Source organism: Geminicoccus flavidas (genome assembly GCF_009806515.1).
Taxonomy (GTDB): domain Bacteria; phylum Pseudomonadota; class Alphaproteobacteria; order Geminicoccales; family Geminicoccaceae; genus Geminicoccus; species Geminicoccus flavidus.
In genome coordinates this window covers 1-2325 of the sequence record NZ_WUJP01000890.1, presented here as the reverse complement: position 1 = coordinate 2325, position 2325 = coordinate 1, and the positions used below count along the sequence as shown (strand labels likewise).

The window sequence follows — 2325 nt, the reverse complement described above, 5'->3', positions numbered from 1 at the left end:
ATCAGGCCCACGCCATAGAGCAGGATCGCCGCGGCCGGAACGAAGCGCCACAGCCCGCTGACATTGCGGGTGTCGATCATGAGCCTGGGCAGCGCGTCGTCCTGCGCGACGATCAGCCAGGCCGCCAGGGCCACGATTATCAGGACCCCGGCGATGCTGAACAGGATGGCCCGGTGCGCGAAGGCCGTCGGGAACTCGCGATCGGCCAGCACGGTGTAGGCGATGACGAACAGGGGGAAGCTCAGACGCCGGATCACCGCGATCGCCGCCGTGCTCTGCATGCCGCCGTCGCCCATGAGGGCATCGAACACGCCGGGAAAGGTCAGCGCCCACGGCACCACCATCACGGCCGAGAAGAGATAGCCGACCGCGAGCAGCAGCAGCGCCCGGGAACGCTGCACATGGAACAGGGCCATGAGCAGTGCGGCGGTGAGCAGCTCGATGACGAAGACCGCCGCCGCATAGGCCGGCAGCAGCGCCTCCGTCCCCTCCGTCGGCTGGCGCGCGTAGGGCGCCGTCGCGACCAGGGCCAGGATCAGCAGCGCGGCCACGCCGGCCGCCAGCCGAAGCTGGTGCCGGGTCGGCGGTGACGCCAGCGGCGAGAGGCGGGCAGACGCTGCTTCGTATGGATTCACGCAACCTCCGCGCGCCTGCCTCGTCATGTGCGGGTCGGAGACGGACGTCGGTGCCGGCGGCCGGGCCGACATCACCACCACACCCATTCCGGCTCAAGGGAATAGCGAGCGGCGCATCATGACCGGCTCGCCGGCAGGAGCGCAAACGGGTGCCGCTTCCGCCGTCGTTTCCGACCCGGGCGATCCGCCTGGTCGGTCCGCAACCTGCCCCAGGCCCGGCGCAGGTTACATCTGCAACGCGATCACGCCCGGTCTGAAGCGCATCCGAAACCGTCGCCCGGATAGCTGTGCCGCCGTCTTGATGGTGGAACGGAGAGCAGGATGCACGGCGACGACAAGCGGAACTCGCGGCAGGAAATGGCGATGGCAGGCAGCATCCTGTCGGTCGTCGAGGCGGGGCACGGCCTGCCCGTCCTGCTCGGCCACGGCTTCTTGTGGAACTGGCGGATGTGGCAGCCGCAACTGCGCGCCCTGTCGTCCTGCTGCCGGGTCATCGTGCCAGAGCTGTGGGGGCATGGCCGGTCGGGGCCGCTGCCCCACGGCACGCGCACGCTGTCCGATCTGGCCCGCCACATGGTCGAACTGCTGGACCGGCTCGAGATCGAGCGCTGCGTCGTCATCGGGTCGTCGGTCGGCGGCATGTGGGGCGCGCATCTCGCCGCGTGTGCGCCGGAACGGGTCGCCGGGCTGGTGCTGATGAACAGCTATCTGGGCGAGGAGCCTGCGGCCAAGCGGCTGACCTACACGGCGATGCTCGACCAGATCGAGGCCGCCGGCCGGGTAAGCGAGGAACTGGTCGCAGCGATCACCCCTCTGTTCTTCGCCGCGGATGTCGAAAAGCGTGCGCCGACCCTGCCGTACCGGCTGCGCCAGCAGATCCATGGCTTCGATGCCGACACGCTGCGCCGCTCGATCGTGCCGCTGGGGCGGGTGATCTTCGACCGCACGGACGCGCTGGGCCTGCTGCCGAAGATCAAGGCCCCCACGCTGGTGGTCACCGGCGAGGGTGATCGTGCGCGGCCGCCGGAGGAGAGCCGCGCGATGGCGATGATTCTCCAGACCGACCTGGTCACGATCCCGGACTGCGGGCATACCGCCACGCTCGAACAGCCGGAGGTGGTCGATGCCGTGCTGCTGCGCTTTTTGGACCGGCTGGGCTGGAGCATGCCGCCCGAAGCCGCCGCCCTGCCTGGGTCAGGGGTCGGCACCAGCTGGTGACCGCGAACCTGCGGCGGCAGCGCCGCCCCGGGCCGGGGCTGGCCGCTCTGCCCGCCGGAGCGCCTCGCGTAACTGCCGCTCAGTCGCGCGCAGGCGGATTTCGGCGGAGGCCAGGCCGGCCAGCGCCAGCAGGGTCTGCGCCTCGCGCTCCTGCAGCACCCGGGGCCGGCAGTCGATGACGCACAGCGAGCCCACGGCAAAGCCGGCACCGTCGAGAACCGGGGCGCCGGCATAGAAGCGGAAGCCCGGCTCGCCCGCCACGGCCGGATTGTCGGCAAAGCGCGGATCGCCCGCCAGGTCCTCGACCGAGAAGACGCCTCTTTGCAGGATCGTGTAGTTGCAGAACGCCCAGCTCCGCGGCGTTTCCGGCAGGTCCAGCCCGAAGCGCGACTTGAACCACTGCCGCGTGGGCGTGAGCAGCGTGAGCAGCGAGACCGGCGCGTCGAGCGTCTGGGCGGCTAGCCAGGTCACC

General features: G+C 70.5%; 3 protein-coding genes. 1 reads left to right on the top strand and 2 read right to left on the bottom strand.

Annotated features, from left to right (window positions below):
• On the bottom strand, window positions 1-635 hold a 635-nt coding region (locus tag EQG76_RS25475), incomplete at its 3' end, for an MASE4 domain-containing protein (protein ID WP_200841115.1).
• A gap of 363 nt (window positions 636-998) precedes the next feature.
• Here EQG76_RS25475 and EQG76_RS25470 point away from each other — a divergent pair.
• Window positions 999-1853 (top strand): alpha/beta fold hydrolase, encoded by an 855-nt coding sequence (locus EQG76_RS25470; protein WP_200841114.1) that lies wholly within the window; start codon window positions 999-1001, stop codon window positions 1851-1853.
• Here the strand turns inward: EQG76_RS25470 and EQG76_RS25465 are convergent.
• A partial coding sequence (locus EQG76_RS25465; protein WP_159717511.1) for a GAF domain-containing protein occupies window positions 1830-2325 on the bottom strand: 496 nt, incomplete at its 5' end. The two genes, EQG76_RS25470 and EQG76_RS25465, sit on opposite strands and share 24 nt — an antisense overlap.

Coding starts and splice junctions, on each gene's coding strand:
- EQG76_RS25470 (WP_200841114.1), top strand. CDS start 999: ATGGCAGGCAGCATCCTGTCGGTCGTCGAGGCGGGGCACGGCCTGCCC.